This is a genomic window from uncultured Alistipes sp. (assembly GCF_949296715.1).
Lineage (GTDB): Bacteria > Bacteroidota > Bacteroidia > Bacteroidales > Rikenellaceae > Alistipes.
In genome coordinates, this window is the sequence record NZ_CASFQD010000033.1 from 40,585 (window position 1) to 66,989 (window position 26,405).

Annotated in this window: 21 protein-coding genes; 10 read left to right on the forward strand and 11 right to left on the reverse strand. The window is 63.1% G+C overall.

The window, feature by feature from the left end:
- Positions 1 to 59: 59 nt before the first annotated feature.
- Positions 60 to 1,736 (reverse strand): energy-dependent translational throttle protein EttA, encoded by a 1,677-nt coding sequence (gene ettA, locus Q1Y33_RS05205; RefSeq protein ID WP_300798687.1) that lies wholly within the window; start codon positions 1,734 to 1,736, stop codon positions 60 to 62.
- A gap of 343 nt (positions 1,737 to 2,079) precedes the next feature.
- Here ettA and Q1Y33_RS05210 point away from each other — a divergent pair, with 343 nt between their 5' ends.
- Together Q1Y33_RS05210 and Q1Y33_RS05215 are read left to right on the forward strand one after the other, a co-directional pair.
- Complete coding sequence (locus tag Q1Y33_RS05210) at positions 2,080 to 2,253, forward strand: hypothetical protein (protein ID WP_300798688.1); 174 nt, start codon at positions 2,080 to 2,082, stop codon at positions 2,251 to 2,253.
- A gap of 13 nt (positions 2,254 to 2,266) precedes the next feature.
- Positions 2,267 to 4,129: a fimbrillin family protein gene (locus Q1Y33_RS05215; protein ID WP_300798689.1), complete on the forward strand. Its 1,863-nt coding sequence runs from the start codon at positions 2,267 to 2,269 to the stop codon at positions 4,127 to 4,129.
- A gap of 232 nt (positions 4,130 to 4,361) precedes the next feature.
- Here Q1Y33_RS05215 and rbr read toward each other — a convergent pair whose 3' ends face one another.
- Positions 4,362 to 4,940, reverse strand: coding sequence for a rubrerythrin (gene rbr / locus Q1Y33_RS05220; RefSeq protein ID WP_300798690.1), 579 nt, complete (start codon positions 4,938 to 4,940; stop codon positions 4,362 to 4,364).
- Between the two features lie 214 nt (positions 4,941 to 5,154).
- On the opposite strand from rbr, the gene Q1Y33_RS05225 reads away from it, so the two are divergent.
- Positions 5,155 to 6,201 (forward strand): CapA family protein, encoded by a 1,047-nt coding sequence (locus Q1Y33_RS05225; protein ID WP_300798691.1) that lies wholly within the window; start codon positions 5,155 to 5,157, stop codon positions 6,199 to 6,201.
- Positions 6,202 to 6,282: 81 nt separating this feature from the next.
- Here Q1Y33_RS05225 and Q1Y33_RS05230 read toward each other — a convergent pair whose 3' ends face one another.
- Together Q1Y33_RS05230 and Q1Y33_RS05235 are read right to left on the reverse strand one after the other, a co-directional pair.
- Complete coding sequence (locus tag Q1Y33_RS05230) at positions 6,283 to 6,588, reverse strand: DUF4491 family protein (RefSeq protein ID WP_300798692.1); 306 nt, start codon at positions 6,586 to 6,588, stop codon at positions 6,283 to 6,285.
- 116 nt (positions 6,589 to 6,704) lie between these two features.
- Positions 6,705 to 8,054, reverse strand: a complete 1,350-nt coding sequence (locus Q1Y33_RS05235; protein ID WP_300798693.1) for a DcaP family trimeric outer membrane transporter — start codon at positions 8,052 to 8,054, stop codon at positions 6,705 to 6,707.
- Between the two features lie 162 nt (positions 8,055 to 8,216).
- On the opposite strand from Q1Y33_RS05235, the gene Q1Y33_RS05240 reads away from it, so the two are divergent.
- From Q1Y33_RS05240 to Q1Y33_RS05265, 6 genes are all read left to right on the forward strand, one after another.
- On the forward strand, positions 8,217 to 9,377 hold the full coding sequence (locus tag Q1Y33_RS05240) for a metallophosphoesterase (RefSeq protein ID WP_363322794.1): 1,161 nt from the start codon (positions 8,217 to 8,219) through the stop codon (positions 9,375 to 9,377).
- Positions 9,368 to 10,450, forward strand: a complete 1,083-nt coding sequence (locus tag Q1Y33_RS05245; protein ID WP_300798694.1) for a dihydrofolate reductase family protein — start codon at positions 9,368 to 9,370, stop codon at positions 10,448 to 10,450. The genes Q1Y33_RS05240 and Q1Y33_RS05245 overlap by 10 nt, the downstream gene beginning before the upstream one ends.
- Positions 10,451 to 10,560: 110 nt before the next feature.
- Entirely contained in the window at positions 10,561 to 12,015 is a 1,455-nt protein-coding gene (locus Q1Y33_RS05250) for a TolC family protein (RefSeq protein WP_300798695.1), read from the forward strand.
- 11 nt (positions 12,016 to 12,026) lie between these two features.
- Complete coding sequence (locus tag Q1Y33_RS05255; RefSeq protein WP_300798696.1) at positions 12,027 to 13,013, forward strand: efflux RND transporter periplasmic adaptor subunit; 987 nt, start codon at positions 12,027 to 12,029, stop codon at positions 13,011 to 13,013.
- 7 nt (positions 13,014 to 13,020) lie between these two features.
- Positions 13,021 to 14,196 (forward strand): ABC transporter permease, encoded by a 1,176-nt coding sequence (locus tag Q1Y33_RS05260; RefSeq protein ID WP_300798697.1) that lies wholly within the window; start codon positions 13,021 to 13,023, stop codon positions 14,194 to 14,196.
- Between the two features lies 1 nt (position 14,197).
- Entirely contained in the window at positions 14,198 to 15,424 is a 1,227-nt protein-coding gene (locus tag Q1Y33_RS05265) for an ABC transporter permease (RefSeq protein WP_300798698.1), read from the forward strand.
- Positions 15,425 to 15,634: 210 nt separating this feature from the next.
- On the opposite strand, the gene Q1Y33_RS05270 is transcribed toward Q1Y33_RS05265, so the two are convergent.
- The 7 genes from Q1Y33_RS05270 to mazG all read right to left on the reverse strand — a co-directional run bounded on the left by Q1Y33_RS05270 (position 15,635) and on the right by mazG (position 23,944).
- Positions 15,635 to 18,568: a TonB-dependent receptor gene (locus Q1Y33_RS05270; protein WP_300798699.1), complete on the reverse strand. Its 2,934-nt coding sequence runs from the start codon at positions 18,566 to 18,568 to the stop codon at positions 15,635 to 15,637.
- 165 nt (positions 18,569 to 18,733) lie between these two features.
- Entirely contained in the window at positions 18,734 to 19,204 is a 471-nt protein-coding gene (locus Q1Y33_RS05275; RefSeq protein ID WP_300798700.1) for a DUF4890 domain-containing protein, read from the reverse strand.
- A 122-nt stretch (positions 19,205 to 19,326) separates the two neighbouring features.
- Positions 19,327 to 20,088 (reverse strand): LytTR family DNA-binding domain-containing protein, encoded by a 762-nt coding sequence (locus tag Q1Y33_RS05280; RefSeq protein ID WP_300798701.1) that lies wholly within the window; start codon positions 20,086 to 20,088, stop codon positions 19,327 to 19,329.
- The gene (locus Q1Y33_RS05285) at positions 20,085 to 21,362 is read right to left on the reverse strand and encodes a histidine kinase (RefSeq protein WP_300798702.1); all 1,278 of its coding nucleotides are present in this window, start codon (positions 21,360 to 21,362) and stop codon (positions 20,085 to 20,087) included. The genes Q1Y33_RS05280 and Q1Y33_RS05285 overlap by 4 nt, the downstream gene beginning before the upstream one ends.
- A gap of 35 nt (positions 21,363 to 21,397) precedes the next feature.
- On the reverse strand, positions 21,398 to 21,931 hold the full coding sequence (locus Q1Y33_RS05290) for a gamma carbonic anhydrase family protein (RefSeq protein WP_300798703.1): 534 nt from the start codon (positions 21,929 to 21,931) through the stop codon (positions 21,398 to 21,400).
- A 24-nt stretch (positions 21,932 to 21,955) separates the two neighbouring features.
- On the reverse strand, positions 21,956 to 23,164 hold the full coding sequence (locus Q1Y33_RS05295) for a retropepsin-like aspartic protease (RefSeq protein ID WP_300798704.1): 1,209 nt from the start codon (positions 23,162 to 23,164) through the stop codon (positions 21,956 to 21,958).
- A 3-nt stretch (positions 23,165 to 23,167) separates the two neighbouring features.
- Positions 23,168 to 23,944 carry a nucleoside triphosphate pyrophosphohydrolase gene (gene mazG, locus Q1Y33_RS05300; protein ID WP_300798705.1) on the reverse strand — a complete coding sequence of 259 codons (777 nt, stop codon included), beginning with the start codon at positions 23,942 to 23,944 and terminating at the stop codon, positions 23,168 to 23,170.
- 85 nt (positions 23,945 to 24,029) lie between these two features.
- Between mazG and Q1Y33_RS05305 the strand changes: the two genes are divergently transcribed.
- Positions 24,030 to 26,189, forward strand: a complete 2,160-nt coding sequence (locus Q1Y33_RS05305) for a beta-N-acetylhexosaminidase (protein ID WP_300798706.1) — start codon at positions 24,030 to 24,032, stop codon at positions 26,187 to 26,189.
- Positions 26,190 to 26,405 lie beyond the last annotated feature (216 nt).

The window sequence follows — 26,405 nt, forward strand, 5'->3', positions numbered from 1 at the left end:
TCTCTCTTTTCTCAGCCTCCCTGCCGGGGCGCACCGGATGTATGCCCCCGGCGGGCGGATTACTCCTCGATAAGTTTCTTGTATTTGACGCGGTGGGGCTGTACGTCGCCGCCCTGGGCACGCTTCCACTCCTCGTATTCGGAGTAGGAGCCCTCGTAGAAGACCACCTTCGAGTCGCCCTCGAACGAGAGGATGTGCGTGGCGATGCGGTCGAGGAACCAGCGGTCGTGCGAGATCACGACGGCACACCCGGCGAAGTTCTCGAGACCCTCCTCCAGCGCGCGCAGCGTGTTGACGTCGATGTCGTTCGTCGGCTCGTCGAGCAGCAGCACGTTGCCCTCCTCCTTCAGGGCGAGGGCCAAGTGCAGGCGGTTGCGCTCGCCGCCCGAGAGCATGCCGCACTTCTTCTCCTGGTCGGCGCCCGAGAAGTTGAAGCGGGCGACGTAGGCCCGGGCGTTGACCTGCCGGTTGCCCAGCGTGATGAGGTCGGCGCCCTGCGAGATCACCTCGTAGACGGTCTTCTCCGGGTCGATCGACTTGTGCTGCTGGTCGACGTAGGCCAGCTTGACGGTCTGGCCCACGCGGAACGTACCCTCGGTGGGCTGCTCCAATCCCATGATCATGCGGAAGAGCGTCGTCTTACCCGTACCGTTGGGGCCGATGACGCCGACGATGCCGGCGGGCGGCAGCGAGAAGTTCAGGTGCTCGTAGAGCACACGGTCGCCGAAGGCCTTTTTCACGTCGTGGGCCTCGATCACCACGTCGCCCAGACGCGGACCGTTCGGGATGAATATCTCGAGCTTCTCCTCCTTCTGCTTCGTATCCTCGTTCATCATCTTGTCGTAGGCCGACAGACGGGCCTTCGACTTGGCATGACGGCCCGAGGGCGACATGCGCACCCACTCCAGCTCGCGTTCGAGCGTCTTGCGGCGCTTCGACTCCTGCTTCTCCTCCATGGCCATGCGCTTGGTCTTCTGCTCGAGCCAGCCCGAGTAGTTGCCCTTCCAGGGGATGCCCTCGCCGCGGTCGAGCTCCAGAATCCACCCGGCGACGTTGTCCAGGAAGTAGCGGTCGTGCGTCACGGCGATCACCGTGCCCTTGTACTGCTGGAGGTGCTGCTCGAGCCAGTCGATCGACTCGGCGTCGAGGTGGTTCGTGGGCTCGTCGAGCAGCAGCACGTCGGGCTGCTGCAGGAGCAGGCGGCACAGGGCCACGCGGCGCCGCTCGCCGCCCGAGAGGTGCTTGACGTTCTCGTCGGGGTCGGGGCAGCGCAGGGCGTCCATCGCGCGCTCGAGCACGCTGTCGAGCTCCCAGCCGTTGCAGTGGTCGATCTTCTCGTAGACGACGCCCTGCCGTTCGATGAGCGCCGCCATCTCGTCGTCGGACATCGGCTCGCAGAGCTTCGTGTTGATCTCCTCGTACTCCTTCAGCAGGGCCACCGTCTCGGCGCATCCCTCCTCGACCACCTCGCGCACGGTCTTCGTGTCGTCGAGTTTGGGCTCCTGCTCCAGGTAGCCGACCGTGTAGCCGGGCGAGAAGACCACCTCGCCCTGGAAGTTCTTGTCGATTCCGGCGATGATCTTCATGAGCGTCGACTTGCCCGCGCCGTTCAGACCGATGATGCCGATCTTGGCGCCGTAGAAGAACGAGAGGTAGATGTTGTTCAGAACCTTTTTCTGGTTGGTGAAGGTCTTGCTGACCCCGACCATCGAAAAGATGATTTTTTCGTCTGCCATATTTCCGTTTTTGTCGATTTGCGTGTGAGCGCGATGCCGCACGGGATGCCGAAGCCCCGCCGGACGGCGAAGATGCCGCCGTTCCGTTTTCGGGCGGAATATCCGTGCCGCGTCGATTTTGCAAATATACGACGAATTTCCGGATTTCCGTCTCCCGCAGACCGATTCTTTTCCCGCCGGAAAGCCCGTGCGGAGGGGTCGGTTGCACAATTTTTACAGCCATTGCACAAAATCGAAGATTTTTTGGCCCGATTTGCAGATTCATCGACAAAATTCAAAGTTCCGGCCCCGGGCTGTTCATTAAATATTGTATATGACCAACCCAACCTAAAACTTGTGTGAAATGAAACAACCTTACACGAAACCGACGGGTGCGGAGTACCTCCCGCCCGAGATCGAAATTCTGTACGTGACGCCCGAATGCGGCTTTGCTGCTACCGGGAACGGAGCCCCGGAGTTCGATGATCCGGATATCCTCAGCTGGGAATACGGAGACTACAATAATGTCGGAGAATAAAAACGCCCGAGCCATGAAACGAATCTGCACACTGATCCTCCTTGCAGGAGTGTTTGCCGGATGCGTCAAGGACGATACTGCCGGCGTGAAACGTTATACGGGAACTCCCGTGGTCATCATGGCCGCCATGGACGGGACCCGCACCTCGCTGGGCGACGACGCCCGCACGGTCACCTGGTCGAAGGGCGACCGGATCGCCGTTTACAGCCAGCTGGAGGCCGAGGGCACGTCGGCCGTCGCCATAAACGGAGGCAACCAGATGGAGTTCACGCTCGACGAGGGTTCCGCCGGGCTGACCCACGGCCGCTTCAACGGTTCGCTTGTCTTCGCCGAGGACGAAAGCATCTACACCAACCCCACCTACACGCTGCATGCCTACTATCCCTACAGCGCGGCCAACGACAAGAACAAAAAGTGGGCCGTGGCCGGCACGCTGCCCGCCATGCAGAGCTGCGACATGAAGGGGGTCTACGACCTTTCGGCCTGCGACTTTCTGGTCGGCGAGGCGAAGGGCGTGTTGAGTTCCGACTCCGAGTTCGGCATCGCCTTCAAGCGGGTCTTCGCCATGATGCAGTTCCAGATTACGAATGCCACCGCGGAGACCTTCTCCGTGCGGCAGGTCACCATGTCGGCCGCCGGCAAGGCCCTTGCCGGTGATTTCACGATTCAGGTGCACCGCAACCTGAATGTCGTCGAGGGCAGCCTCGGCGAGGGACAGGACGGACGTCCGAAATTCAAGACCCCGAGCGAATCGGTGGGTGTCACCGTGGACCAGGGACTGCTCACCGTCGGGGAGCAGGGAACGGCCCGTCTGCTGTTCAACCGCTGGGAGGAGCTGACGAATACCGACCTGACCGTCACCGTCACGACCAACAAGGGGACCTACACCCGCGTGCTGAAAACCGGCGACCGCGACTTCTCGCTCAAGGACAACTACATCCTGCCGATCCACATCGATGCACTCGAGCCGCTGGGCGATGTCGAGGTGGACAACTACGTAGAGGACGGCAGCATGACGCTGGTTTCATCGGATGATGCGACACTTCCTACAAGCGGTGGCACATTCTGTATCGAAGGCAATGTTACCGTCAAGAGCAATCTCTCGATACGGGGCAATTTTACAGTAATCGGGCGCCATACGATCAACGGCGTACCGCAGGATGCAATCAATATCTGCTTTGCGAACAACCATGCATCCGCAAAGGACAAGACGTTAACCTTCAGGGATATAATTGTAAGACCGGTTGCAACGTCTTCATCCAACCGATACATTATCCGCAGCAACAACGCGAAGGCGGACATGCAGAGTGTTGTATTCGAAAACTGCATTCTGGAATATCCGGAGGGGGTAACCCAAGACCCCGACCACTTCGTCCTTTTGATGCACAACAGCGGTTATGTCATCAAGAACCTGACAATCAAGAACTGCATTATCCGCAACATGCCGAACGGGCTGATCACCTATGCGGGGGCCTCGGCCGATGCACAGTCGCGGATCGAGCAGATCGAGCTGGTGAACAATACCTTCTACACCGACGAGGCGACCGCTTCCGCCTACATGAGCTTCTGCGGCGGCAACATCGTCCTGCGCAACAACACCTTCTACAACTACTCCTCGAAGGCGGACGGCGCCCTGATCTCCGTGGCTGCCGGAAACGTCGAGTGCACGAAAAACATCTTCCACGCACCGACGCCCTCCGTACTCTTCGACAACCAGCCCGCGACAGAGACGGACAACTGCCTGTTCAACTTCTCCGTGCTGGCCGGCGGCGAGGCAGGCACCACCGACCCGGGCTTCGTGAATCCGACGGCGGACTTCACGCCGCAGAATCCCGAAGTCATCGCGGCAGGGCAGGGCGACCAGCGCTGGCTCTGATACGCTCCGCAGCGACAGTAAAAGGTCCGCACCGAAAGTGCGGACCTTTTTTGCGCGGCTCCGTCTTCCGGCATGCTGTCCCCTGACCGCGGACACTGTCGGGATTGCGCCCTGCCTGTCCGCCCGTCCGCCTGTTCGCGGTGCGACGCACGAATCCCTCCGGGCACGAAAAGGCCGCACCCCGACGGAGTGCGGCCCGATTGCGGATCGCCGGCCCTGCGGCCGTGTGCGATCAATAGTTCTCCTTCTTGGGTTCGAAGTAGGCCTGCGGATGCTTGCAGGCGGGGCAGAGCTTCGGAGCCTCCTCGGCCTCGATGATGAAACCGCAGTTGCGGCACTGCCACCAGATCTTGCCGTCGCGCTTGAAGAAGTTGCCGTCGGTCAGGCGGCTCAACAGCTTCAGGTAGCGGCGCTCGTGCTCGGCCTCGACGATCGAGATCATGCGGAATGCGGCTGCGATCTCGGCAAAGCCCTCCTCGTCGGCCACCTTCGCGAACTCACGGTAGAGGACATCCCACTCCTCGTTCTCACCCTTGGCGGCGGCGAGCAGGTTCTCGGCCGTCGTGCCGATGGGACCGGTGGGGTAGCTGGCCGTGATCTCCACGTCGCCGCCCTCAAGGAACTTGAAGAAACGCTCGGCGTGCTCCTTCTCCTGCTCGGCCGTCTCGGCGAAGACGCCCGCGATCTGTTCGTAACCCTCCTTCTTGGCCTTGCTCGAGAAGAAGACGTAACGGCTGCGTGCCTGGCTCTCGCCGGCAAATGCCTTCAGCAGATTCTGTTCGGTACGTGTACCCTTGATGCTCTTTTCCATAGTTTTGTCGTGTTTGGTGTTTTTCTGAAGCAAAGATAGCAAAATCCGTTTCACTTCGCCAAAAAAAAGCGATCGGTAGTTTTTATGGGCCTATTCGGATTATCTATACGCCTTTCCTGTCCCCCGAAGAATGGGTCCGGCCGCTCCCTCCCGGATACAAAAGGCCGTTTTTCGCGAATAATTCCTATTTTTGCAATCGCAAACGGGCCAAACGATGAAATACCTGCGCTGGATACTCTGCGCCGCACTGCTGGCGGCGGTCTGCTGCCTTCCGGATCACGGGAGACGCGAAGAGCGCATGCCCGAACCTCCGGCGCCGGAGCGCATCCGGCTCCTCTTCGGCGGCGACGTGATGCAGCACCTGCCGCAGATCACGGCGGCGCGCCGCGACGGCGGATTCGACTACGGCGGGGTCTTCGCCGCGCTCGAGGCCCGCTTCCGGGCGGCCGATCTCGTGGTCGTGAACCTCGAGACGACGCTCGCCGACGCGGAACCCTATGCGGGCTATCCCGTCTTCCGCTCGCCCGCGGCGCTGGCCGATGCCCTGCGCGAGGCGGGGGTCGATGTCGCCGTGCTGGCCAACAACCACTGCTGCGACGGCGGCCTGCGCGGCATCCGCACGACCGTCGGCGAGCTGGAGCGCTGCGGCATCCGCCACACGGGCGTCTTCCGCGACTCGGCCGACTACCGGCGCAACCATCCGCTCACGCTCCGCTGCGGCGGCATCGGCATCGCCCTGCTCAACTACACCTACGGCACGAACGGCATGCCCGTACCGGCCGGTACGCTCGTCAACCGCATCGACACCGCGGCCATGGCGCGCGACCTGGCCGCAGCGCGGCACTCCGGCGCCGACTGCATCGCCGTCTGCATCCACTGGGGCAACGAATACGAACGCCGTCCCGATGCGTCGCAGCGGACCCTGGCCCGTTTTCTGCGGCGGCACGGCGCCGACCTCATTATCGGCAGCCACCCGCACGTCATACAGCCCTTCGAGGCCGATACCGTCTCCGCGGTCTTCTATTCGCTGGGAAATCTCGTCTCGAACCAGCGCCGCAGGTACTGCGACGGCGGCCTGCTGGCCGAGATCGCGGTGACGAAGCATCCCGACGGCCGCATGGAGTATACGGCCGGGGCCGTCCCCGTCTGGGTGGCGCTGCCGGGCTACCGCATCCTCCCGCCCGAGGCGGCCGACACGATGCGTCTGGGCGAAGCCTACCGCACTTTCCGCCTCGACACCGATTCGCTGCTGACGCACTGAAGCCCGGATGTGCGGCGGGCGATTTTCCGACCGGAACTTCTATAAATAAATATACGTGCATCCGATGCGGATGCCGGGCGGCTACTGCCGTCTGCGGGGATTGCGCGGGAACCACCCTTTGGCCACACGCCTGCGCTGCTCGAACAGTTCGCCGATGGACCAGAGCGACGAGGCGCCCCACACGGCCAGCAGCGTCGACCAGACGACGTGCCGCACGGCCACCGACGCCGCGATGGCGGCAAGGCCCATAAGCAGGAAGACCCACCAGATGCGCACGCCGAAGTGGTATTCTCCCTTGATGACGAGCGGGTGGAAGAGCCCGATGATGAGAAACGTCGCAAGGCCGATTACCAGCCCCGTCAGGTTGTATTGCACGATGAAATCCATGTTGTCGCTGTTGTGTTCCGGAGACAAAGGTATCAAAAAAATGCGGACGGAGCACTCCGGCCCCGTCCGCAATGCAACAGTCCGCGCCCAAAAAGCCCGCGCGGCGGATCATGCCGTCAGAAGCTGTATTGCAGCAGCATGTTGACGCGGTTGGCGTGGTTCTGTGCGCCCGACATGTTCTCGCGCGTGCCGTAGAGGTATTCGCCGGCGATCTTGAAACGCGGCGTCACCGAATAGAAGATGTTGCCGAAGATGTACTGTCCCTGCCGGTATTCGTCCTCGGCGTAGAAGCCGTCGCACTTGTCGATGCGGACCATCGAATAGCCGCCCGAGAGGAAGAGGCGCGGCGTGAGGTTGATCTGTGCGGCAGCCTGCCAGCCCCACATCGGCGTGGTGCGGATGCGTGTCGCATCGTTCGGGTCGGGCGTGAAGTCGAGGCCCGAGCCGATCAGATCCAGCATGTAGGGGGTGATGCCCTCGCCGTAGACGCCGTTCATGAAGAGCTGCAGGGGACGCCCCAGCTTGATCGTGCCGCTGAACTGCGCGCCCCAGCCCAGCAGCGAGGTGGTGCTCTCCGTGCGGTTGTTGTACAGGTACATGTTGCGCACGATGCCCGACAGGCGCAGGTGGCTCGACATCTCCCGGCCCCACGCGACCTGCAGGTAGGCCGGGACGTCGGGAACGCGCTGGTGCATCGGTGCGAAGTTGTCGCCGTAGGTTCCGCTGACCCGGGGCATTTCGGCCGCAATGCCGAAGGTCATGTGCTTGCGGGCGAACGACACCTCGTAGCGGAGCATCGTGGCGAAGTCGTAGTTGTAGGCGTTAGGGCCCTGGAAATCGATGGTCGTGGGCGACGCCTGCAGGTCGCAGAAAGTCGTGATGTCGCGTCCGAAGGTCAGACCCAGGAAGTTGACATAGGCCGAGCGCAGACGCGGCGTGTAGCTGCCCGGCGCCCCGCCGCGGAAGTCCGTGTCGATGTGGACCACGACGCGTCCCAGCGTCCGGGTATTGGCGATGGCCGTAATGTAGAGCCTCGAGGTCGAAGCGTCCATCATCAGCTTCTGATCCGTGTCGTAGCTGCCCGGAATCGGTATCTCGTAGGGCACGAAGTCGATGTTGTCCGAAATGCCGTCGAAGTCGTATCCCGTGCGCAGGGCGACGAAGCCGCCCACGGCAAAGGAGAAGCGGTTGTCCCTCGACGTGAAGACGAATTTCGGATAGTCGTCCTGCTGGAATCCCGTGCGGTGCGTCTCGAGGTAGTCCTGCGTGGCATTGGCCACGGCGGCGCGGTTGGCCAGGGCAGCCTGTTGCAGCGGGCTGTTGTTATGGTTGTAGATGGTGTCCACCTCGTGCACGGAAACGAGGTAGACCGTAGGCTCGTACTTGCCCCTGCGGGACTGGTGATGCTGGGCCGAGACGGACGATGCGAGCAGCAGGGCCACGATCAGGAGTCGAATTGTTTTCATAGGCTGTAAATTTATGTTTTTGTGTTCCTCGGGGCCGATGTCCAAGTTGTATGCCAAATAAATCCGTCAAATATGCAAAAAATTTCTATCTTTGTGAAACTTCGGTCCAATGTGTGCAGGCACGGACCGGCATACCTATTAAATTAAGAACGTATTTCGCCGATGCTGCTCTTTTACGTCATACCGCTGCTCGGAGCCGTGGCCATCGTGGCGGACCTGCTCCGCTTCCGCCGCATGCGGCAGCAGCAGAAACGCTGCCCCGTATTCCGGATGCTCTGGTGCGGCGTGACGGATGTCATTCCGGTCGTGCTGCCGCTGGCCGGACTCGTCGTGCGCGACAACACGCCCGGCTACATGTCCGTAGTGATGTGGCTCGTATGGATCTGGATGCTCACCGTGCTGCCGCGGCTCATCCATTACCTCTTCCGGCTGCTGCACCTCCGGCGCACGGGCATCGTGCTCGGCTGCGGCATCGTCGCCGCGCTGGTCTGGGGTGCGACACTCGGCCGCACGACCCTGCACGTCAGCCGCGTGGAGGTCTGCTCGCCGCGCCTGCCCGCGGGATTCGACGGCATGCGCATCGTGCAGCTCTCGGACATGCACCTCGGCACGCTCGTCTGCCCCGAACGGGAGCTCGCGCGCATCGTCGACTCGGTCAACGCCCTGCACCCGGAGCTGGTCGTCTTCACGGGCGATCTGGTCAACATCCGCGCCTCGGAGCTCGACGTCCGGGCCGTGCGGCTGCTCCGCCGCATCGAGGCGCCGGTCGTCTCGGTCACGGGCAACCACGACGTCGGAGCCTACATCAAGGATACGGTCGCGCTGCCCCGCGAACGGTCGCTCGCAGACCTGCTTGCCGCACAGCGGGCGATGGGGTGGCGCGTGCTCGATGACGAGACCGTCTACCTGCACCGCGGCGGCGACAGCATCTCGCTCTCGGGCGTCTCGTTCGACCCGGCACTGCGCAAACAGCGTCACGACAGCGACATCAAGGCTGCGAACCTCGACCGCGTGTATGCCGGCGTGCCCGACTCGCTCTACAACCTGACGGCCGTGCACCTGCCGCAGCTCTGGGAGCAGATCACCGGCCGCGGATACGGCGACCTGACCCTCGCGGGGCACGTGCACGCCATGCAGTTCAAGGTCCGGCTCTTCGGCCGCGCGTGGTCGCCCGCGGCGTGGCTCTACGACCGCTGGAGCGGCCGCTACGACGAGCAGGGGCGCACGCTCTACATCAACGACGGCACGGGATACGTAGCCTATCCGATGCGGCTGGGGGCCTGGCCGGAAATCACGCTTTTTACCCTGAAACGATGCGAATAACCCTATCCGCCGCGGTTACGGCCGACGGCTACCTCGATGACAATACACCCCGGCGGTTGATGATCTCCACGCCGGGAGACTGGGCGGCCGTGCTGGCGCTGCGCGCCGCGCACGACGCCATTCTGGTCGGTGCCGAGACGCTGCGGCGCGACGACCCTGCACTGCTGTTGCGCGACGAAGAGGCCCGGGCCCGACGGGCGGCCCGCGGGCTGCGTCCCGACCTGACGAAGGTGACGCTGACCCGCTCGGGGCGGCTCTCGCCCGCGATGCGCTTCTTTACGGAGGGTGATGCCGACCGTCTGGTCTTCTCCGAAGTGCCGATCCCGGCACTGGACGGAGCGGCGGAGGTGATCCTTCCGGGCGTGCCGCTTACGGCCGCGGCCGTCGTCACGGAATTGGAGAAACGCGGCATCCGCTCGCTCTTTGTCGAGGGCGGCGCCCGGACGCTGCACCAGTTCCTCGACGCCGGGCTGGCCGATACGCTGCGCCTGGCGGTGAACCCCGCCCTGACGCTCGGTCCGGAGCGGGGCGGCTCACGGCTGGCCGTGCACCTTCCGGAGGGGCTGCCATGCCGCCGCGAACGGCTCGACGACGGCATGGAAGTTGCCACGTGGAGACTTCGGCCCGACACGGCGGACGAGGACCTGTACTGGCTCGGACAGGCCGTGGAGGCGAGCCGCCGCTGTGTGCCGTGCGCCACGTGCTATCGCGTCGGGGCGGTGATCCGCACGGCGGCGGGCGAATGCTTCACGGGCTACACCCACGAGACGTCGCCCACGCACCACGCCGAGCAGGAGGCCGTTGCCAAGGCCCTGCAGGCCGGCGCCGAACTGCGCGGCGCGTCGATCTACTCCTCGATGGAGCCCTGCTCGACGCGGCGGAGCGAGCCGGAAAGCTGCACACAGCTGATCCTGCGCCACGGATTCGCCCATGTGGCCTTCGCGCTGTACGAACCCAACTGCTTCGTCTGCTGCCGCGGGGCACAGACTTTGCGTGAGGCGGGAGTGAACGTGCGCGTCTATCCAGAACTGGGGGAGGAGGTCCTGAAACTCAACGCCCACCTGAAGTACTGAAACAGTCGCATTTTGTGTCCATAAAGGCTTAATATTGGTCAAAAAGCCGTCATATACGGAGATTATCGGAGGAATCCATATATATTTGCCGCAAAAATATGTTCCATGATATGAAATCAAGAGTCAGAATCCTATTGACCGCTGCCGCCGTGGCGGTTGCGGCTCCGCTTTCCGCACAGCAGGCCGAGCAGTTGCTGTCGCTCGACGAGGCGATTGCGGTCACACTCGCGGACAACCCCGCCATGAAGGCCGCCGCCTATGAGGAGCGGGCCGCCGAGCAGGAGCGCCGGGCCGCCATCGGCCTGCGCATGCCCCGCATCGGAGTGACGGGCGCCTATGCCTACCTGGGCAAGGACATCGGCTTCGACTTCAACGACATGAAGGGACCGGTGAACGACATCGCCGGCCAGATTCTCGGCAGCGGCATGGTGCCGCCGCAATACATCCCCACGCTTCAGGGGCTGATCTCGCCGCTGCTGGGGGCCGACTGGTCGCTCACGATTCAGGACCGCAGCCTGGGATTCGTGGGGGGCGAGGTGACCCTCCCGATCTGGATGGGCGGCAAGATCAACGCCGCAAACCGCGCCGCGAAGATCAACCAGCGCACGGCCGAGGCGCAGGGCGACCAGACGCGCAACGCGCTGATCTCGGAGCTCGTCGAGCGCTACTTCGGGCTGTCGCTTGCGCGGCAGGTCGTCGAGGTGCGCCAGCAGGTGGTCGACGGCGTGCGCCGCCACCTCGAGGATGCCGTGGCGCTCGAAAAGAACGGCATGATCTCGCGCAGCGAACGGCTCTACGTGGAGGTCAAGATGGCCGAGGCGGAACGCGAGCTGGCCAATGCGAAGCTCGAGGCCGAGACCGTGGCCAGCGCCCTGTCGAACACGCTGGGGCGCGACAACGACTGGCGTCCCGTGACGGCGATGTTCATGGTGGACCAGATCGGAGAACTATCCGACTATCAGGAGATTGCACTCGAGCGCAACCCGCTGCTCAACCAGGTGTCGCTCAAACGCCAGCTGGCCGAGGAGGGCGTGCGCGCGCAGCGTGCCGACTTCCTGCCGCAGGTAGCAGCCATGGGTGGCGGAACCTTCTACAACTACCAGGTCTCGGGCCTCGTGCCGCGCTGGGCCGTGGGCGTGGGGGTACACATCAAGCTCTTCGACGGTCTGAACCGCGAGTACAAATATTCGGCGGCCAAGCAGACCGCACGCCGGGTGGGCGAGTTGCAAAACAAGGCCGGACAGGACATCTCGGTGCTGATCGAGAAGCTCTACAACCAGATGCTCAACTACCGCAACCAGATGGCCTCGATCGACTCGTCGCTCGAATTCGCCGAGGAGTACCTCCGCATGAAGAACGCCGCCTTCCTCGAGGGCATGAGTTCGTCGTCGGACCTGATCGACGCCGAGCTGAACCTTGCGGGCGTGCGCACCGAGCGGCTGCAGGCGGCCTACAAGTTCGATCTGGCGCTCGCGCAGCTGCTCGAAGCCGCGGGCATCAGCGAGGAGTTCGCCGACTACGCCCGGCGTGCCGACGCCCGGCCGATCTACTTCGATAAGAAATAACAAACACCGATATGAAACGAAGCAACATTTACGGAATCATCGCGGCCGCGGCGGTCATCATCCTCTCGGTCGCACTCATCAGCTGGTACCTCACGAAGAAGACCCCGATGCTGATTCAGGGCACCGTCGAGTGCACGACCTACAAGGCCTCGTCGAAGGTCCCGGGACGCATCGACGCCATGAAGGTCGCCGAGGGCGACCGCGTGGAGAAGGGACAGCTGCTCTATGCGCTCTCGACGCCCGAGCTCGACGCCAAACTCGCGCAGGCCGAGGCCGTGAAGAGTGCCGCCGCCGCGCTCGATGCTGCCGCCGTGGCCGGTGCGCGCATCCAACAGATCGAAGCCGCGCTGAACATGTGGGAGAAGGCGCAGGCCGGGCTGGAGCTGGCCCGCAAGACCTACGAGCGCGTGAAGAACCTCTATGACCAGGGCGTCGTCCCGGCACAGAAGCTCGACGAGGCCACGGCCAACTACGAGGCCATGAAGGCCACGGCGCAGGCCGCGAAGGCACAGTACGACATGGCGGCCGACGGCGCCCGCAAGGAGGACAAGGCCGCGGCGGCGGCCCGTGTGCGTCAGGCCGAGGGGGCCGTGAGCGAGGTCGAGTCGTACATCAGCGACGCGATGGTCTATTCGCCGGTGACGGGCGAGGTCTCGACGATCGTCGCCCAGGAGGGCGAGCTCGTAGGCAGCGGCTATCCCGTCGTGGCGATCCTCGACATGAGCGACATGTGGGTGACCTTCAACATCAAGGAGACGCTCCTGCCCAAAATCAAGGTCGGCACGCGCATGACGGCCTACGTCCCGGCGCTGGACCGCGACGTGGAGCTGGAGGTGACCTACATCGCCGTGCAGGCCGATTTCGCCACGTGGGCGGCCACGCGCACGCAGGGCGGCTTCGACATCCGCACCTTCGCCGTGAAGGCCCGGCAGACGGGTGACGCCGTGCAGCTGCGCCCCGGCATGAGCGTACTGGTGGACTGGGACAAAATCGACTGATCCGACGATGCGTTTCCTGCGGAATACCTGGGCCGTGCTGCAACGGGAGCTGGTGCGTCTGACGCACCAGCCGATGTATCTTACGCTGATGCTCATCCTGCCGCTGGTGTCGTTCGCCTTCTTCGCCCTGCTCTTCAACCAGGGCGTGGCGCGCGACATTCCCATTGCCGTCCTCGACGAGGACAACACGTCGCTCTCGCGCAAAGTCACGCAGATGATCGACGCTACGCCGACGGCACTGGTCGCCTACGGTATCCAGGACATGGACGAGGGCGAGCGGCTCATGCGCGAGGGCAAGGTCATGGCCATCGTGCAGATACCGGCCTTCTTCGAGAAGAACATCCTGAGCAACACGCAGACCCACATCGAAAACTACGTCTCGGGCACGAACATCACGGTCAACGGACTGCTGTCGAAGGATATTCAGACCGCCGTGACGACCTTCTCGGCGGGCATCCAACTACAGCTGCTCACCAAGCAGGGACTGACCGAACGGCAGGCCATGGCGCAACTGATGCCCGTGCGGTTCGACCGGCACGTACTGTTCAATCCCTACATCAATTACGGCTATTACCTCTCGCCGAGCTTCATGCCGATGATGCTGCTCATCTTCGTCGTCCTCACAACGGTCTTCACCATCGGCACGGAACTCAAGACCGGCACGGCCCGCGAGTGGCTGCGCACGGCCGACGACTCGGTGGGGGCCGCGCTGCTGGGCAAGACGCTGCCCGTCACGGTGGAGATGTTCATGTTGTCGCTCGTGATGTTCCTCATCATCTTCAAGGTCGTGGGCACGCCGCTCAACGGTTCGCTCACGGTCATCCTCGTCAGCACGCTGCTCTTCATCATGAGCTACCAGGCCATTTCGGTGCTGATCGTCTCGCTGCTGGCCAACCTGCGGCTCTCGCTCTCGATCGGCGGCGGATACTCCGTGCTGGCCTTCACCTTCTCGGGCCTGACCTTCCCGATCATGGCCATGTGGGAGCCGATGCAGTGGGTGAGCCGCTTCTTCCCGTTCACCTACTACACCGACATCTTCGTGGACCAGATGCTGCGCGGCGCGCCCGTCGTCTGCTCGCTGCCCGACATGGGTTGGATGTCGCTGTTCATCGTTTTACCGCTTCTGTGCCTGCCCCGGCTCAAACGGGTCTGCACGGAGGAAAAATTCTGGGGGAGACTGTAGCATGAGCCGCTTTTCGAAACAGATGAAATCCTACCGCCAGCAGCTGCTGACGGTCATGCGCAACGAGTACCGCACGATCTTCACCGACGGCGGCGTCATGCTGATCCTGATCTTTGCGCTGCTGATCTACGCTACGGTCTATTCAATGGCCTACGGGTCGCAGGTGCTGCGCAACGTCCCCATCGGTGTCGTGGACGAGAGCCGCACGCCGACGAGCCGCAGCCTGATCGAAGCCTTCAATTCGGGTCCGAACACCTACGTGGCCTACGAGCCCACCGACATGGAGCAGGCGCGCCGGCTCTTCTACGACCGCGAAATCTACGGCGTCGTCTACATCCCGTCGGACTACGCCAACCACCTCTACGGCGGCGAGCAGGCCGTCGTGTCGATCTACTGCGACGCCAGCTACTTCCTCATGTACCGGCAGGTGTTCCAGGAGCTCGTGACCTCGATCGGACGGACCGGCGCGATGGTCGAGTTCCAGCGCCTGATCGCCAAGGGGGCCAACATCCCGCAGGCGCAGGCCACGACGCAGCCCGTGATCTACCAGTCGCACAACCTCTTCAACCCCTACCTCGGCTACGGGACCTTCGTCATGCCGGCGATCATCATGGTCATCATCCAGCAGACGATGCTCATCGGCATCGGCATGATCGGCGGCACGTGGCGCGAATTCGGGCTCTACCACAAGCTCTGCCCCGCGGGGCGGCGGCGCATGTCGACGCTGCCCATCGTCACGGGCCGGGCGCTGGTCTACGCCTCGGTCTACGCCGTGACGTGCGCCTACGTGCTGGGCGTCCACTACCGGCTCTTCGAATACCCGACGAACGGGTCGACGTGGACCCTCGTCCTGTTCCTCTCGGCCTACATGGCCGCCTGCATCGCCCTCTCGATCGCCGTATCGACGCTCTTCCGCTACCGCGAGAACTCGCTGCTGCTGCTCCTGTGGACCTCCATCCCGCTGCTGATGCTCAGCGGCGTGTCGTACCCCCGCGAGGGCATTCCCGACTGGCTCTACAACTTCGGGCAGATCTTCCCGAGCAGCCACGGCGTCAACGGCTTCATCCGCATCCGCACGATGGGGGCCTCGCTGCAGGAGGTCTTTGCCGAGATCAAGGCGCTGTGCATCCTGACGGTTGTCTACGGCGGCCTGGCCTGCATCGGCACGCACCTGGCCATCTGCCGCGAGGAGCGGCGCCGCGAACGCGAAGCCGCACGGAAAGGGTAGGAGAGCGGTATCCCCGGCATCCCGGGGCCGCACCTCCGGACCAAATGCCAGCCGAGGGCGGACGCCGCGGGAAGGGATATTTTGCAGTGCACATCCCCGAACGCCGGACAAGGACGCGGTCTCCGGAATCCCGGACGCGGAAGCCAACAAAAAGAGGGACGTCGGTAATTCCGACGTCCCTCCTTTCATGTCCGGATGCTCCGGCCGCGGCTATCTCGGGCCGAAGCCCGGAGGCGGGGGCGGCATGCCGGGACGGCGGCGCGGAGGCTCTACTCCGTCATAATCCTGAATGTTGCGCGATCCCTTTTTGCCGAACAGCCGCAGGTTGTAGTTGAACTGCACCATGTAGTAGCGGCCGATGACGCTGTTCATGGCGTTCTGCGTCCAGCCCGAGCCCGTCGTGCGGACGAAGGCCCGGTTCTGGTTGAACAGGTCGTTCACACCGATCATCACCTCGCCGCGCTGGTTGCGGAAGACCTTTTTGCCGATGTAGACGTTGCAAAGCAGGTAGGAATCCTCGTAGTCGTTCGTGAAGCCCACGTACTGCGTGTAGGCGGCGCTTGCCGTGAAGGTGAAGCCGAGCGGGAAGACGACCTTCAGGTCGCCGCGCGCCGTGTGGTTGAAGTAGCGGTTCTTCGTGTCGGCGGCGCTCAACGAGTTGGTCGCCTCGTTGTAGGTGCCGTGCCACGAGAGGGTGAAGTCGACATTCTCGGAGATGTTGCTGCCCAGCACGGTGTGGAAGTCGTAGCCCATGTTCTTGCTGTCGTTGCGCTCGCCGCCCGTAATCATGCCCGTCGCGGAATCGACCGTGCCGCCCAGCATGCTCGGGGTCTGCGTATAGGTCACGCCCGCCATGACGTTGAAGTTGCTCTTGAGCCAGCCGATGGGGAATCCGTAACTCATGTGGGTGCGCAGCTCCCAGAATCCGTCGAGGTTGACCTGCGTCGAATAGTAGTTCGGCGTGTAGGTCTCGCCGCCGATCTCCATGGCGCCGGGCGACTGCACGAGGTGCGTGGCGTTGTAGTTCGATGTCGCCTGCATCGAGAACATCCACATGAAGGTGCGCCCCTTCTCGACGTTCGAGTTCGTGTAGTGGAAATTCACGCGGTGCGTATAGGAGGGATTCAGGTCGGGGTTGCCGTGCGAGATGTTCTGTGCGTCGGAGACATCGAAGACGCTCTGCAGCTCCGTGACCGAAGGATTGTCCGTGTAGGAGGTGATGAACAGACGCAGAGAGTTCTCGCGGTTGACGTTCAGCTGCCCCATCATGAAGTAGGTGAAGTCGTCGTAGGTGTGGCGTATGCGCTCGGATTCTCCGCGCGTGACCTGCCCGTCAAGGGCCGAGCGCTGGTAGTAGACGTTCGCCACGAAGGTGTTGCGGTTTTTCGAATAGCGGAATCCCGGACCCACGCGCTGCGTGGTGTAGTTGCTCTCATAGGAGTTCGAAAGCATCGGATCGGGCGTCAGCCCCGCGATGGAGAAGTCCGCACCGGTGACATACGACCGCGTATCGCGCTCCTGATGCTCGAAGTTGGCCCGGTACTGGAGGCTCACCTGCGCATATTTGGCCACGGGCTCCGTGTAGGTGAACTCGCCGCGCAGCGAATAGCTGCTCGAGGGGGCCAGGTTGCGCAGGTAGCGCAGCTCGGTATAGGCCTCGGGGTCCCAGGCGCCCGTCTCGGGGTCGTAGACGGGCCGGTCGGGCAGGAAGCCCAGCTGGTTGGACCACGAGTCGGAGTTGTTCGTGCTGTTCGAATAGTTGACGTTGCCGTTGACGGTGATCGTGCGGCCGTCCTTGCCCAGCTTGGCGCGGTAGATGGCGAAGGTCCGCAGGTTGTAGCCGTCGCGCAGGGCGTCGCTGAAGTTGTTTGTGCGGCTGTAGCCGCTCTCGCCGTACTGCCAGCCGAGCGTCGTGCTCAGCGGGTCGTTCGACTGGTAGCTGAAGCTCGGACGGACCATCAGGTTCTGGTTCTCCGAGATTTTCCACTCCAAACGGGCGTTGAAGCGGTGGTTGAAGGCCTTGGTGTCGGAGTAGCCGCTCGTCGAAAGGGTGTCGATTGCCATCGGGGCCTCGTACCACTTGTCGGTCGTCGAACGGTTCGTCGTGCGCGTGTTGTTGAAGAAGTAGCTGCCCTGGAACGACACCTGGTCGCGCTTGCCCCACGTGTCGGAGTAGTTCACGCCGATGGCGTTGACCGTCGCCACACCGCTCTGGGGCCGCACCATGTACTGACCGACGCCGTGGCGCCCGCCCGTGCTGCCCGAAACGCCCAAGATGTCCTCGAACGAGAAATTCTGCTGGTTGACGTTGTTGAAGAGCCCGATGACCGAGATGCGGCTGTCCTTGTTGAAGATGTTGACATTGCCGCCCGCGATGTACTTGAAGCGCTCCTCCGTTTGGGTGTCGGCATCGTAGCCGAATCCGGCATAGAGCTTGCCGAACTGTCCCTGACGCATGTTCTCGCGCGTCACGATGTTGATGGCCTTGTAGCCCTCGCCGTCGTCCATGCCCGAGAACTCGGCCGCGTCGCTCAACTTGTTGTAGACCTCGATGCGGTCGACGGCCTGTGCCGGCAGCGACTTGATTGCCGTGGTCACGTCCTCGCCGAAGAACTCCTTGCCGTCGACAAAGACCTTCTTGATCTCTTCGCCCTGGGCCTCGACCGTACCGTCCGAGACCGTGATGCCGGGCATCTTCTTGAGCAGGCCCTCGACGTCGGCGTCGGTCGTCACCTTGAAGGCGCCGGCATTGTAGCTCACCGTATCGCCGCGCTGCGACGTGCGCAGCGCCTTGACCTCCTTGACGACGGTCTCGATCTGCACGCCGGGCTTGAGTTTCAGCGTACCGAGGTTTTTCCGCGCCGAATCCATCGTGAAGGGAATCGACAACTCGTTGTAGCCGAGAAATGCTACCGTCAGCGTATAATCGCCGTAGGCCAGCGAAGCGAACGAGACGGCGCCCTTGTAGGCCGACGTCGCATAGAGCTTCTTGTCGGGCGTCTTGTCGGGCGTCAGCGTTACCACGGCACCGACCACGCTCTCCCCGGTATCGGCATCGACCACCGTCGCCGTGACGGTTCCCTTCTGTGCGAAGGCCGCGGCGGCGAAGAGCGTCAACAGGGTTGTTAGCAGTATTCGTTTCATGGGAGATTGTTTGTGTGCACTCTTATACTTAATTGCGCACAAATGCGCACGCGAAGATAGGATTTTCTGCGCTCGGTTGTACGTTTTTCGTGGTGAATCGACAAAAAAAAGGTGTCAGTCGACCTGACTGACACCCTCGGCAGCAACAAGCCGCAAAACCTAACCTCACTCCTTTTCTTTCTGCGGCCGCTGCTTGTCACAGGCTTTTCTGCCGTGTTTCCTGCACTCCTTCGGGCAATCCTTCACACACTCTTTCGGACAATTCTTGCCCTGATGCATGGCCTGCGGACCGCGGCCCTCGCCCGGACGGGGCCCCTGCATCTGCGCCCACTGCATGAACTGCTCGGTCGAGAGAATCTTCTTCATCTTCTCGGCCTCGGCGTTGCGTGCGGCACGCATCTGCTCGCGGTGTGCCTGCATCTGCTTGATCTGCTCGAGATTCAGCTCATAGACCTGCTTGGCCTGCGCGTCCGTCAGTCCGAGCTGCTGCGTCATGCGCTCGGTCTGGCGCTGTGCGATCTGCTCGGCCGTCGGCGGGGTCTTGGGTGCGGGCGCGGGTTTCGTATCCTGTGCAAAGGCACTCGTTCCTGCCAGCAGGCAAAGGCCCATGACAGCTGCAATCATTCTCTTTTTCATAACTGTGCAAATTTTAATTGAACGTTTGACTTGTCATCGCGATTCCTGATGCAAAGGTAGCGCCAAAACAAACGACCGGAGCACGGCTCCGGTCGAATCGCCCGAATGACGGGGCAAAACGCCTATTCGGCGGGGTGAACGGATCGCATCCACGCCTTGAATTCGGGTACGCGGGCCTTGGAGATGACGATCCGCTCGGGGGTCTCGACCGTCAGGTGCAGCGACAGCCTGCTGCCGAACCATACGACGATCTCCTTCACGGCGCGGCGCGCGACGATGAACTGCCGGTTGGCGCGGAAGAAATCCTCCTCGGGCAGCAGCGCCTGCAGCGCCTCGAGCGTCTTGTCGAGCGGATAGACCGTCCCGTCGTAGTCGCAGGCCGTGACACGCTCGTTCGAGGTGTAGCAGTAGGCGATGCGGTCGCGGCCGAGCGGAATGATGCGGTCGCGCACGTGCACGAGGAAGACCTCCTCGCGCTGCCGCGCCGCCATGCTGTGCACGCGCGAGCCGTAGTCGCTGCGCTCGCTGCTCGACAGGCGGCGCAGCTTCTCGAGCGCCCGGACCACGTCGGCCGCGTTGAGCGGCTTGAGCAGGTAGTCGATGCTGTTGACCTTGAAGGCCTCGAGCGCATACTGGTCGTAGGCCGTCGTGAAGATGACCGGCGCGGTAATCTCCACGGCGCGGAAGATGCGGAACGAGTCGCCGTCCGCAAGGTGGATGTCCATGAAGAGCAGGTCGGGCTGCGCATGCGTGCGCAGCCACTCGACGCTCTCTTCGACGCTCTCGAGCGTGGCGACGACCTCCATACCGGGGGCCACGTCGCGCAGAATGGCCTGCAGGTTCCGCGCGGCGGCGGTTTCGTCTTCGATAATCAGGGCTTTCATGACTGTGCGGGGTTGTGCAGCGGCATGCGCACGGTGAAGGTCCGGCCGTCGTCGATGACCTCGATGTCGCGGCCCGTGATCAGGTGCCAGCGGTTGCGCAGGTTCTCGAGCCCGATGCCGGTCGAGGGTTCGGGTTCGAGCTTCGGCACCTTGGGGTTCGACACTTCGAGCCAGCCGTCGACCGTGCGGATGGAGATGTGCAGGGGTTTGCTCTTGGTGATGGTGTTGTGCTTGACGGCGTTGCCCACGAGCGGCTGCAGCGACAGCGCCGGAAGGGTCCAGTCCCGGTATTTCTCCTCGACGTCGATATCGAAGAAGAGCTTGTCGGCGTAGCGGATCTTGAACAGGTAGCCGTAGGCCTCGATGAACTTCAGCTCCTCGCCGAGGGTCATGAGCGTGCTCTGCCCGTTCTGGATGATGTAACGGAACGTGTAGGAGAGCTGGTCGATGTAGGTCAGCGCCTTGTCGTCCTGCCGCTCGCGCACGAGCATCGCCAGCGAGTTGAGCGAATTGAAGAAGAAGTGGGGGTTGATCTGCCCGACGAGCATGTTGTAGCGCGTGGTGAGGTTCTCGTTCTTGAGCCGCTCGTTTTCGAGGACGATGGCCTGCCGCTGCGAGATGAGCACGTAGATGTGCGCAAAGAGCATCGAGACCACGACGGCGAACGAACACTTGAGCAGCAGCATGTAGTCCAGCATCCGCCCGCTCACGAAGTTGAACTCGATGCGTCCCGTGTGCCAGTCGGGCACCGGGGCGATGAAGTAGAGCCCCACGGCGGCAAGCAGAGCCCAGATGCAGCCCCGGACGAAACGCCGCGTGGAGTAGTTGCGGCGCGCGGCCGTCAGAATCGTGAGGATGACGAACGACACGACGAGGTAGTAGAGCAGCTGGATGAGCAGCTGGGCCGTCTCCGAAGGACGGTTGTAGAGCGTACTGTAATCGAATTCCCGGCCGTTTTTCATGCGGACGCCCATCATGACGGGGTGCGCGCCCCTGCCGCGGCGCGGCACGATGTCGACAACCAGCCGGTCGCCCTCCTCGAGGCCGAGGCGGCGGATGCGCTGCTGCATGACGTAGGCGCTGTCGCCTTCGGGATAGATCAGGTAGCCGTGGCCGTCGGGATGGACGGACAGGACGCCTTCGCGCCGACACTCCATGACGCGTTCCTGCGGCACGCGCGTGGATTCGCCTCCCTTCTGCTCGACGAACAGCAGGATCAGGTACGAGAAGTTGACCACCAGGCTGATCGCCACGGCGACCAGCAGGTTCACCACCGCATCGGAGTATTTCGACGGCCGGCGCATCGCCGCTACTCCTCTTCGTTATACCACGACGCGTAGAGCATGTAGTCGTGGGCCGTGCGGCGGACGATCTCGTCGCGCTGCTCGGGCGTGATCTCCTTGACCTTGCGGGCCGGGACGCCGGCGTAGACCGAGTTGGGTTCGAGCTGTGCGTTCGACAGCACGAGGGCGTTGGCCGCGATGATGCAGCCCGAGGGGACGTGAGCGTTGTCGAGCACCGTGGCGCCCATGCCGATCAGGCAGTTGTCCTCGATGACGGCGCCGTGGATCGTGGCGTTGTGGCCCACCGAGACGTCGTTGCCGATGATCGTCTGCGAGGGATGCTTCGCCTTGTCGTAGATCGTGTGCAGCACGGCGCCGTCCTGGATGTTCGTGCGGTCGCCGATGACGATGCGGTTCACGTCGCCGCGCAGCACGGCATTGTACCAGATCGAGCAGTCGCGGCCGATGGTCACGTCGCCCAGGATGACGGCCGTTTCGGCCAAAAAGGTGTTCTCGCCGATCACGGGCTCGTGCCCGCGTACTTTTCTGATCAGAGCCATTTCGTTTATCTTTTTTTACAGTTTTTACAGTATCTCCTCGACTTCGATTTCGTATTCCGCCGCCGCACCGCCGCGCACCGCCGTGAAGGCGTGGCGTCCGCGCAGGCGTAGCAGGCTGTCGGCCGACGCATGCCCCTTGAGCCGCGTGCCGTCCCACGTGACAACGACGTCACCCGGCTGCAATCCTTCGGGGGCAATGCCTTCGTAAAGGCCCGTGACAATCCATCCCTCGCAGATATCCGTCCGGTCTATCAGCTTGATGCCGCCCGTTTCATACGGGAACGGGCTCCGGAATCCGGCCGCAGGGCGCAGATAGAGCGCCGGTGAGGCGAAGTCGATCACGACGTCGAAGCGTTCGAGCAGGCCGTTGCCGATCAGCCCCGCAAAATCCCGATCCGCGAGAAGGCCCGCTTCGTTTTCCGAGACCTCGACCGGCACAGCTGCGAGAGTGTATCCGCCCACGGCGACGGAGTCGGCACGACAGAGCCACGAGCGTCCGCGGCCGCCGATTCCGGCCGATACGGAGGAGTAGGGCGCCTTTTTCCCGGAGAACCGCTCCAGTCCGGCACGCCGGGCAACGGACGATCCGACGGTGACGGTACCCGGATAGCCCATGTCGAGCAGGAAACGGCCTTCGACCGCAAGCCCCTTTTCCGGATTGACCCGCACCGGCACAAAAATCCGGTACTCCTCTTTTTCGACTTCGCAACGGGTGAATCCGGCCGTCTGAAGCGTATCGGCCTTCACGGCACGCAGGTGCCCTTTGCGGAGGTTGAACTCCACGCACAGCGAATCGAAGAACTGCTGGCCGAAAATCCCGTCGGCCCGCCGCCCCAGAATTCCCTTGAGGTCGATTTCGGGAACGACCTCACCGCTTTGCAGCCGCATCGAGTCGATCCGCAACGGCAACGACTCCAGGATGATGCGCATATGCGTGATGTCGGTTCCGGCGCCGCCCCTCATGACACCGGAGACCATTTGCCGGGGTTTGTATCCCGAATTGGCCAGCCACAGCGAATCGAGGTAGAGCCCCGTCGCACCGGTGTCGAAGACGAGCCGGGCCGGTATCGTGTCACAAACCAGCGCATCGAAGTACAGATGCCGGTCGTACACGAACGGCACGGCCCCCGCAGGCAACGGCTCAGGAGTCGCAACAGCCGCTTGTCGGCCGGTACATCCAGCAAGGAGCAGAAGGGCGGCCGCCAGCAGGCCGAGAGTTTCTCTTCGTCGCATGGGTTACTCTTCTGTTTTGGCCTGCTGCCAGAGCGCCTCCATCTCGTCGAGCGTCAGCTCGTGCAGCGTATGTCCCTCTTCGGCAGCGCGCTGCTCCATGTAGTTGAAGCGGCGGATGAACTTCTTGTTCGTGCGCTCCAATGCCGACTCGGGGTCGACGCCGTAGAGGCGGCTGGCGTTGACCAGCGCGAAGAACAGGTCGCCGAACTCGGCTTCGAGGTCCTCCTTGCGGCCCGCCTTCATCTCGGCCTCGACCTCCGACAGCTCCTCGCGGACCTTCTCCCAGACATCCTCACGGCGCTGCCAGTCGAATCCCGCACCGGCGGCCTTCTCGCCTACGCGGTAGGCCTTGACCAAGGCCGGCAGCGAGCGCGGCACACCGCCCAGCGTGCCGCTCCGGCGGTTCTTCTTGCGCAGCTTGAGTTCCTCCCAGTTGGCCTTGACCTCGGCCGGCGTGTTGGCGTGGATGTCGCCGTAGACGTGCGGATGACGGTAGATGAGTTTGTCGCACAGGGCATTGGCCACGTCCGCAAAGTCGAACGCGCCCTGCTCCTCACCGAGCTTCGAATAGAATACGACGTGCAGCAGCAGATCGCCCAGCTCCTCGCGGATACCCTCCATGTTGTGGTCCGTGATGGCGTCGGCCAGTTCGTAGGTCTCTTCGATGGTATTGCTGCGCAGCGAGTCGAAGGTCTGCTCGCGGTCCCACGGGCACTCGCGGCGGAGCGTGTTCATCACCTCCAGCAGCCGTGCCGTGGCTTCCAGGCGTTTGTCTTCCATAAAATCGGTCAGATTAACAACAGTGCAAAGGTAGCATTTTCGCCGAAAAAAAGTATCTTTGTGGGAAACAAATCCGTTCATCGCCATGAAACTCCGTCTTCTAATCCTGCTCTGGGCCGCGCTGCTGGGCAGTCTTCCGGTCCGTTCGCAGCCGACGCCCGTGCGGCAGCGTGTCCTGCCGGACAGCTGCACCCTCTCACCGCAGATGTGGCTCTGCTGCGACCGCGCGCTCCTGCCGCAGGCCGACTACCTGCGCCGCTACCTCGACCTGGCACCCGCCGACTGCAGCATGTCGGCCGACGAGGCCGTCGTCCTGCGCCTCGACCCGGCGCTCGCGGCGGAGGGCTACCGGCTGACCGTCTCGCCGCAGCGCATCGAAATCGCGGGCGGCACGGCCGGAGGTGTCTTCTACGGCATCCAGGCCCTGCTGCGGCTGCTACCTGCCGAGGTCTACGCCGGGAGGTGCGAGCTGCCCGTCACGATTGCCTGCACCGGGATCGAGGATGCGCCGCGCTACGCCTACCGGGGCATGATGCTCGACGTGGCGCGCACGTGGATCGACCGCGATGCCGTCGAGCGTTATATCGACCTGTTGGCCTACCACAACATCAACAAACTGCACCTGCACCTCACGGACGACGAGGGGTGGCGCATCGAGATACGCTCGCACCCCGAGCTGGCGGAGGTGGGCGGCTTCCGCGGCGGGGATTCGCCCGTGCGGTCCGTCTATGGCAAGTGGGGCGAGAAATACGGCGGCTACTTCACGCAGGAGGAGATGCGCGGGATGATCGCCTACGCCGCCGTGCGCAACATCGAGATCATCCCCGAGATCGACCTCCCGGGCCACAGCCGCGCCATCACGGCCGTGCACCCCGAGCTGCGCTGCAACTACCCGCCCGACACGCTCTCGACGAACGGCTACGACTACCGTTCGGCGTGGTGCGTGGCCCGCGAGGCGAACTACGAGCTGCTGGAGGATATACTGGGCGAGATCTGCGAGCTTTTCCCGTCGGAATACATCCACGTGGGCGGCGACGAGGTCGACATGGCGCAGTGGAAGCAGTGTCCCGACTGCCGGGCGCTGATGGCCGCACGGGGGATGACGACGCCCCACGAACTGGAGGACCTCTTCATGGAGCGCGTGACGGCGATTCTCCGCGCCCACGGCAAGCGCCCGGCCGTCTGGAACGAGGCGGTGCGCACCGGGGAGTTCACGCGCGAGAGCCGCGTCTACGGCTGGGAGAGCACGGCAGCATGCCTCGATGCCACATCGAAGGGCTACCGGACGGTCGTCATGCCCGGGCAGTATTTCTATTTCGACATGCGGCAGTCGCCCCACGAAGACGGGCACGACTGGGCGGCAATCTTCGACGCACGCAAGGTCTACGGCTTCGATCCCGCGGCCCTGGGCTTCACGGCCGAGCAGCTGCGCCATGTCGAAGGGTTCGAGGGGACCTTCTTCAGCGAGGCTTACGTGTCGCATGAACCCGAGAAGCCCGACTACCTGGATTACATGTGTTTCCCGCGCATCTGCGCCCTTGCGCACATCGCCTGGGGCGGCCCCTCGGCGGGGTGGGACGCATACTACCGCGAACTGACCGGCCGCCACTACGACCGCATGACGGCCATGGGCATCCGCTTCCGGCTCTTTCCGCCCGCGGTGAAGTATGCCGACGGGCTCTTCAGCGTCACGACGGACGACGGTTCGGAGGTGTGGTACGTCAAAGGCAACCTGCCCGAGGAGCACCGGCTCGTGCGGCCGCTGCCGACCGACCGGCCGCATCTGTACCGTTTCTTCTCGCGCCGCGGCACGGGCCGCAGCCCCTACGTGGCCGACAAATCCTATTACCGGACCATCCGTCCCGAAGTGACAATCACCACGTCGATGGGTGAGAGCGCGCAGTTCCCCTACACGAACGCCTCGACCTACCGGGGCCTGTCGCGCACGCGGCGGGCATGCCGCCGGCAGGACTGGGTGCTCTACACCTTCCGCGAGCCGGTCACCTGCCGCGAGATGTACCTCCAGACAGGCAACCGCCAGCTGCCGAAGACAATCCTCACGACGGGCTACGCCGAGGTATCCAGCGACGGCGTGCACTTCGAGCGGGCGGGCGAACTCGAGCAGGGGAGCATCACGCTGTACCCCGACCGTCCGGTGAAGGCCGTGCGTCTTGTCTCGACGTGCGACGACAACGGCACGCCCTACGTGACGATTCAGCCGCCGCAGATCAAGCCGGTGCTGTAAGCGGCAGCGGGGGGGGGCGGCACCGCTCCTGCGAAGTCCCGGCCGTGCCCGACGTCCCTGCTCCCGCCATCCACGAAAAAAGGTAATGATGCCAAAATTGGTTGGAGATATAAAATGTAACCGACTTAATATTTGGCAGTTAGGAGGATAAAACAGAGATTAGTAGAAACCGGTTTCTACTAATCTCTGTTTTTATGTCAAAAAAACGAAAAAAAC